The organism is Cupriavidus sp. 05T41 (assembly GCF_056396525.1).
In genome coordinates this window covers 1-7,426 of sequence record NZ_JBFTLQ010000159.1, presented here as the reverse complement: position 1 = coordinate 7,426, position 7,426 = coordinate 1, and the positions used below count along the sequence as shown (strand labels likewise).

Below are 7,426 nucleotides of genomic sequence, written 5' to 3'. Positions count from 1 at the left end.
GACCCGCGCCGAGCGCCTGCCAACCTTGCCGTCCACCGGTGCATGGATTTCCGTATAGGACAGATTGAGATTCGCCAATTCMTGAGCCGCCTCGGCGCGCATCAACGTGCTGGCCGCCTTGTCGCGCTGAGTGCGCAGCACGTCGAGGTTCTGCTCAGTCGTGCTCAACGCGGCGCGGTCATGGGACTGCCGCGCAAGCTGCTCGGCGAGCGCGCTTGAAGCGTGTTGTTGTTCCTGCGTGGTTCCCGCTCCCGCTTCGGAGAGATTCTGGTAGCGCGAGGCGTTCGCTCGCGCAAAGTCGAGCGACGCCTGGTCGGAGCGAAGCGTGGCGCGCGCCTGCTCGACGAGCGAGGGGTGCCGCGCAATCTCGGCGTCGTAGTTTGCTATGGATGCCTTGGCTGCCGCCACGTCAGCCTGCGCACTCGACAATGCGGCCCGGAAATCGCGGTCATCGATACGTACCATCAATTGCCCGGCCTTGACCCACTGATTGTCGTTGACCAGTACCTCGGAAACCTGGCCAGCGATACGCGGCGCCACGAGCGTGAAGTCGGCCGAGACGTAGGCATCATTTGTGGATTCGGTATCCGAGCCGCCAAGAAACCGAATGCAGGCCCATACAGCGATGGCGACGGCAATGACAAGCGCGGCAATGCTAACAATTTTGAGAGGAGATCGTGTGGCGGATKACATGAAAATCGTCCCTTAGTGAGAAGAGGGCGGCGTAGTGCACCATGGGGGATAGATACGCACGGGTAGTATCGGAACAAGAACAAGAAGGGCGACGGCGACGCCTGCCATCACACGATAGAGATCGGCCGAGGTCAGTACCACGGCCTGCTCGTGGATCCGGTGTGCGAGTTGACCGAGACTATGGGTCGCATCGATGCTATAGCTCGTCACCAGCGCGTTGTTGCCCAACTGGTCCACGAGCATGTTCGAATGAAAACGTTCGCGATCTGTACCCAATCCTTCGATAAGACCCGTCGCCACAGCAGCGAAGAAAGTCTTGACCGAGTTGAACATAGCCGAAGCGAACGGGCCTTCCGCTGGCGGCAAGCCCGTCGTGACGCCCATCAGGATCGCCATGATCACCATCGGTTGCGCAACGATCTGTAGTGACTGAAGCAGGTAGAAGTTCTCGCGAACCCACTCGGAGGTCATGAAGCTCCCCATCAGGCACGTCGCGACCATGAGAGAAAGCCCGACGGMCATGACCCATCTATGGTCAACGCGCCGAAGATTCATGAAGGCGGCAGTCAGAGGAAGCGCAACCAATAGCGGGATCGCGACCAGCAACGACAGGGGTGCCGTTTGCAGTGGCCTGTACGCGTGGATGGTGGCGAGATACTGGCCCGGTATGGCGGCGACACCGATCAGCAGTATCACCGCGCCCGCGAGTGTCGTGAGTCCGTGCGCGAAGTTCCTTCGTGAAAGCAGCTGGAGCTTGAAAAAAGGAAGCGGGTGAAACCACTCGTTGACGAGGAAGGCCACAAGCAAGAACGTCCCGCCAAAAAACATCACGCGAATGAACTCGGAATTCAGCCAGTCAAGACGATCACCTTGCAGGAGACCGATCACGAGCATGGCGACCGCCGGGAGTCCCGTGAGGAATCCGGTMCAGTTGAATGAACGGAGTCGTTCGAGTTTGAGCGGATCCGGCGGAAGCCCCTGCTGGATCGCCAGGCAGCACGCTACGCCAAGCGGCACGATTTGCCAGAAGACCATTTGCCAGCCGACATACTCTGTCCACAATGCCGCGAGCGGTGCGCCGAGCRCCGGCCCGAAGGTCGCAGTGAGTGCATACCCGGCGAGCCCGTACAGCTTGACCTTCGGGGGAAGATAGCGCAGCGCCACAATAATCAGCATGGGCGGGAGGCATCCGCCGGCGATCCCCTGGAGGACACGCAGCACATATAGCGTAAGGAGGTTCGGTGCGAAGGGGCAAAGGATCCCGAACAGCATCGTGGCGAGCACGGCGCCGATCGTGAACCGCTTCAGCGTGAAGGTGATCCCGAACCACGGAGCAAACACCATGGTGGCGACGTTAGCCGCCTCGAACAACGTGGTCAGCCAGGTCCCGTCGTCACGTCCGATCGAGAACGCTCCCCGGATATCGGCCAACGCTACCGCGGTGACCTGTTCGTTGAGGATCGCCAGTAGGGACGCGAGCAGCATCCCGATCAGGCCGACGGCGAGACGAAGCGATAGCGAGGCTTGTGCGGGCGTTGGCTGGACAGGAGGGGCCACCTCTTGCTCGGGAACCGGTGCGGGCGGTTCTACKATCGTCAGCTCTTCCGTTCCAGTTGTTGAAGGGTCGGCGGTGGTCATAAGGGTCCTACTAGCTACTCGTGTTCAAGAGGTCATCACATTTGGAAACCACAGCCAGACGCCACGCGCTCACAAGGTTCCAAGATCCGTTCTGGAATAAATCGAGGCAATGACCMCAGCTTTTTGTTAAGTCATTTCGMTCAACGTGTTTTCGCTTTTTGCCGTCGCGTAACCAGTCAACGAATTCTACGAGGCGGGCCAGACCTCTGATAGCGTAAACAGGCGATGTTCTGGGCCATTCTGTTCGTGAATCTTGCCAACATATCCGTCCGGGGCGCGACGAGGTTGAAATAGGGAACCCGCGCCMCGTTTCGAAGCCGGATAAACGCTGCAATTTGCGAAACAGTCAGTTCATCTCCTGCGCAATTAAGCGCGAATTCAAGCTTGCACGACGACGAACCACGAAGATCGATATCGGGTCGCAACCGGCTCAGGCTTCAGGCTGCACCTCGTCAAGAAATTGCGATGCCTCCCGGCGAACAAACCTTCCGTACTCCTCGGAGCACCCCGGTGTCCGCAGGCGGGTCTTCCGGCAGCTTCGCGCCTCGTTCGGACAGTGCCGCGGCTGCCTGGTGTTTGGCCAGCCAAACGATGTGATGTAAAGAAGCCGCATCCCGGCGCTGCTGGCAAGCTTCGTTGCCGTGTCGTAGTCAAGCGGTGCATTCACTGTAGGGGATAGACGGTGCTTCCCGAAGCCCGGCAGGTCGGGTATCGGGCCAATGTGTTTGCGTATCCCGCCTCGGTAACTGTGGATGCCTGGGTGGCGCATTCGCGCCGCGCTATGCGAGCGTCTGCGTCAATATCATGCCGAAGTGCTCGACGGAAGACTCCAGTCCGTTCTGACGGCATTCGAACCCGAATCAACGCGTGTGAACTTGCCTGACGTGGGGGGCGTGGCCCCTGCGCGCGCCGCCGGGTGCCTATTGTTGTAAGTGGATGCTTCGTATTGCGGAAGGCGCCAGCTTTCCAGGAAAAGCAATTAGCCGGCCAGATAAACGACGCGTCGGGATTCGATAGCTTCTATCCGCAAGGTCGCGCTATCGTCGATGCCGCACGGATACCCGGTTTGATTCCAGGTAGCTTCACCGGGAATCCCGGTGYGGGGATCTCCATAACGGGGATCTCCATAAGATTGAAGCGAATCGGCGCGATTCGCGAACGCACGAGACGTTGCGAAGCGACTGGCTTGTCGGCCCTGCCATAGATCCACGGCCACATCCAGCAGTGTGAAAGCACCGTGGTCGATATTGACGAGCGACGAATGCAGCTTAGCGCAGCAACCGCATGGCAAGGATGTCGTAGCCGGCAAATKACTTTTGCGTCCGTGTAAGAAGACGAAGCGCATACGGCAAAGCCCAAGTGGCGCTCGATGGCCAATGCGATGGACACGGTAGGACGCATGGCGGTTCCGTCGATACGACGTGGCCCAAATCTCACATCGATTGGCCAGCCATGGCGCCATGTGCGTGTTTCCGCTGCCGTGTCGACTCACTAGACTTGCCTTGGGGAATGCGGCTGGGAACCTGACCCAGGCGTGGCAGGAAACCGCAGAAGCCCTGGTTGCGCCTCGGGCTAGCCAGGATGGGGCGATCGCCGCCTCGCCATATGTCGCGGTCGAAGTCTGGGCCGGATCCCAAGCAAGGACGGATTCATCATGTTGATTCGGGAACGCCAGGCCTCTTTCTTGTCCGGGGGAAGCGCCCTTGATGTCGAGGGGCAAGCTGAGTTTTATTTGGCCGACCCTGCGCCGGTCACGGGTGCGTGGCGTGCATGGAGCCTCATCGGGCCGCAGCTGCGCGAGATCGTGCGTTCCGGTGCAGGGCTGCTGCATGCGGGGCCGCCCGCATCCGCMGCGACCGTACCCGGCTACCACGCTGCGTACGTGGCGAGGCGGGKCGCGTTTGCTTCGAACGCATTCGCGGAGTAACGGCGCATGCGTGTCGCGATGATGCTGTATGCCGGATTTCGCTTGTTCGAGGTGGCCGGCCCGATGGATGTGTTTCACGAGGCAAACCGGGTGTGGGGCGGAAAATTCTACGAGCAGCATCTCGTCGGGGCGTCGCCCGGGCCTGTCGTATGCTCAAACKGCATGGCGGTGCGCACGACAGAGTGCCTGTTGGATGTGCACACGCCGTTCGACCTTATCGTGGTACCTGGTTCCCCGCTCGCCGGCCTGGGGCATGAGCATCGGGACTTGGTGGATTGGCTCAGCGATGCCGGGCGCAAGGCGGGAAGGCTCGCATCCGTGTGCAACGGCGCCTTCTTGCTCGCGCGTGCCGGTCTTGCCGACCACCGCTGGTTGACCACGCATTGGCGCGACGCGCAACGCCTCGCAACCGAGCATCCCCTGGTACACGTCATGACCGATCTAAGCTGCCTGAAGGACGGTAACCTGTATTCGTCGGGCGGCGTGGGCGCCGCCATTCATCTGGCCCTGGCCCTGGTCAGGGAGGACMTTGGCGAAATCGTAGCGGGAAGCGTCGACAAAGCGTTGTTGACGCCGTCGGGCTGGAGCGCGAAGCGAGCCCATCCGATGCCGCATTCCCTCCCGCGCGGATGCGAYGGCGATGGCCCGGATGGCGACGTCACGGTCAGTMATGGCCCAAATGCGATCCATTTTGGCCCGTGAACGGGCTTCTTGGCTGAGCGCGCGGCTCCGATCGTTGGCAGAATGGTTGCCACGATCCTCACAATTCTTCCAGAAGCACATCAAGAAAGTGCTGGGTGGACTGGGCCAGGRCGGAGAACCCGTCGAAGCMATCGTCCATGAGCTGGTGCCGAACATACGCTGTTCTCGAGTTGGATGGGAAATCGCCCTTTGATCTTGGTCGCTGATATTGTCAGCGCCGGTTTCCATGCGAGCCAGCCGTGACCCGAAMCCCGCACGTWGTTTCACCCATCTCCCTGAAGCCAGCGCACGCAAGCGAATCGATGTCGGGTGCCGACATCATCCTGCGTGTCCTCAGCGARSAGGGCGTCGATACCGTATTTGGATATAGCGGCGGCGCCATCTTGCCGACCTACGACGCTGTTTTCCGTTTCAACGAAATGCACGAGGGARACCCCGAGCGTCAGATCAAGCTCGTGGTACCCGCCAATGAACAGGCCGCGGGCTTCATGGCCGCCGGTTACGCGCGCGCCAGCGGAAAAGTCGGCGTATTCATGGTGACCTCCGGCCCGGGCGCGACGAACGCGGTGACGCCGATCGCCGACTGCAACGGGGATTCGGTCCCGGTCGTSCTGATATGCGGGCAGGTGCCGCGTGCCGCGATCGGCACCGATGCCTTCCAGGAAGCGCCCGTCTTCAACATCATGTCGGCGTGCGCCAAGCAGGTCTTCCTGGTGACCGATCCGGCGAAACTGGAATACACACTGCGGACCGCGTTCGAAGTGGCGCGCACCGGTCGTCCGGGCCCGGTTGTGGTGGATGTGCCGAAGGACATCCAGAACTGGACGGGGCCCTATCATGGGCAAGGTACCTTRCMGTTCCGCGGCTACTCCGATCGTCTTCGCATGGTCGCAAAAGGCGCTCGTCTGGACGAGAAAAAGCGCACCGAATTCTTCGATCTCCTGGGGCAGAGCAAGCGGCCGCTGCTGTATGTCGGTGGCGGCGTGATCACGGCCGGCGCAACGGCKGAACTGCGTCGATTCTCCGAGCGCTACGGGATCCCCGTCGTAACGACGCTCATGGGCCTTGGCGCGATACCGGCGAAACACGAGCTGTGTCTTGGCATGCTCGGKATGCACGGTGCCGCCTGTGCGAACTACGCGGTGGAGGATTGCGATTTCCTGATTGCGGTGGGTGCGCGATTCGATGACCGGGTCGCCGGCGGGCGCCCGGATGCCTTTGCTCCCGGTGCGCGGCATGTCGCGCATATCGATATCGACGAGGCGGAGATCAACAAGGTCAAGCGGACSCACTGGAGTCACATCGGCGATGCGAAGAGCGCRCTGCTGTCATTGATGGAACACGCGCCGGCCGCGCGATCGCCCTCGGACTGGCTCAGCCAGGTGATCGAGCTGAAGCGGACCTATGGCATGAATTACGACAGAAACAGCGCCGCGATTCAGCCGCAGTTCGTGATCGAAAAGCTCAGCGARATMACGGCCGGCCAAGCCATCATCAGCACGGGTGTCGGCCAGCACCAGATGTGGGCCGCGCAGTTCTTCGAGTTCGTCGAGCCTCGCAGCCTTCTGACGTCGGGCAGCATGGGAACGATGGGCTTTGGGCTGCCGGCGGCGATCGGTGCCCAGCTGGCGCGCCCGGACGCGCTGGTGATCGATATCGATGGCGATGGCAGCATCCGGATGAATATTGGCGAGCTGGAGACCGCGAGCACGTACGGGGTTCCGGTCAAGGTGCTGCTGCTCAACAATCGCGGCGACGGGATGATCCGGCAGTGGCAGCGTCTCTATTTCGAGGGGCGATTTTGCGTAAGCGACAAGGCGCTGCATCGCAAGGATTTCGTGATGGCGGCACAGGCCGACGGGTTCGAATTTGCGCGTCGCGTGGAAACGATAGGCGAGATCGAAGRCAGCCTCAGGGCGTTCGTGGAGTTTGACGGACCCGCCTTGCTCGAAGTGATGATCGACGAGAACGCCGACGTGTTTCCGATGGTGGGACCGGGCCAGAGCTACGCGAGCATGCTCACGGGACCGTTCATTCCGTCCCGCTCCGGGCAGGAAACGGGMAATCAGGGGGCGGGGCGCCAGGATGCTGCGGATATGTTCTGACGACGCTGCGCTCCGGCGCGGCACAAGCCGATACGGGCGCTGCGTCCSGCARGCTGCGCWCGCGGCGCCATTTCGCTACTKTCTCCCCGTCCTGGCTGAACTCCATGATTGACGCGAACCTGATTCATAAAGCCCTCGCGAACCGCTTCCGGCGTCAGATCCTGGCGTGGCTGAAGACGCCGAACGAGGTCTTCGTACAGGGCTACATCGATCTTGGTCATGGCGTGCCGTCGACTGTGATTCACGCGCGYAGTGGCCTGTCGCAGTCGACCGTATCGGCGCATGTCGCAACGTTGGTCGAGGCCGGCCTTCTTGTTCAGACCCGGGTGGGGCAGTGGATCCTCCTCTCTCGGAATGAAGA

General features: G+C 61.3%; 5 protein-coding genes. 3 read left to right on the top strand and 2 right to left on the bottom strand.

What is annotated here, in order from left to right; translation table 11 throughout:
• Together AC1DKV_RS39725 and AC1DKV_RS39720 are read right to left on the bottom strand one after the other, a co-directional pair.
• On the bottom strand, positions 1-693 hold a 693-nt coding region (locus AC1DKV_RS39725; RefSeq protein ID WP_477139661.1), incomplete at its 3' end, for an HlyD family secretion protein.
• Between the two features lie 12 nt (positions 694-705).
• A complete protein-coding gene (locus tag AC1DKV_RS39720) occupies positions 706-2,331 on the bottom strand; it encodes an MFS transporter (RefSeq protein ID WP_477139660.1) in 1,626 nt (541 codons plus the stop codon).
• A 1,933-nt stretch (positions 2,332-4,264) separates the two neighbouring features.
• On the opposite strand from AC1DKV_RS39720, the gene AC1DKV_RS39715 reads away from it, so the two are divergent.
• From AC1DKV_RS39715 to AC1DKV_RS39705, 3 genes are all read left to right on the top strand, one after another.
• Entirely contained in the window at positions 4,265-4,960 is a 696-nt protein-coding gene (locus AC1DKV_RS39715) for a GlxA family transcriptional regulator (protein WP_477139659.1), read from the top strand.
• A gap of 302 nt (positions 4,961-5,262) precedes the next feature.
• Positions 5,263-7,065, top strand: coding sequence for a biosynthetic-type acetolactate synthase large subunit (ilvB, locus tag AC1DKV_RS39710; protein ID WP_477139658.1), 1,803 nt, complete (start codon positions 5,263-5,265; stop codon positions 7,063-7,065).
• A gap of 104 nt (positions 7,066-7,169) precedes the next feature.
• Positions 7,170-7,426: ArsR/SmtB family transcription factor (locus AC1DKV_RS39705; protein WP_477139657.1), on the top strand; the 257-nt coding region annotated here is incomplete at its 3' end.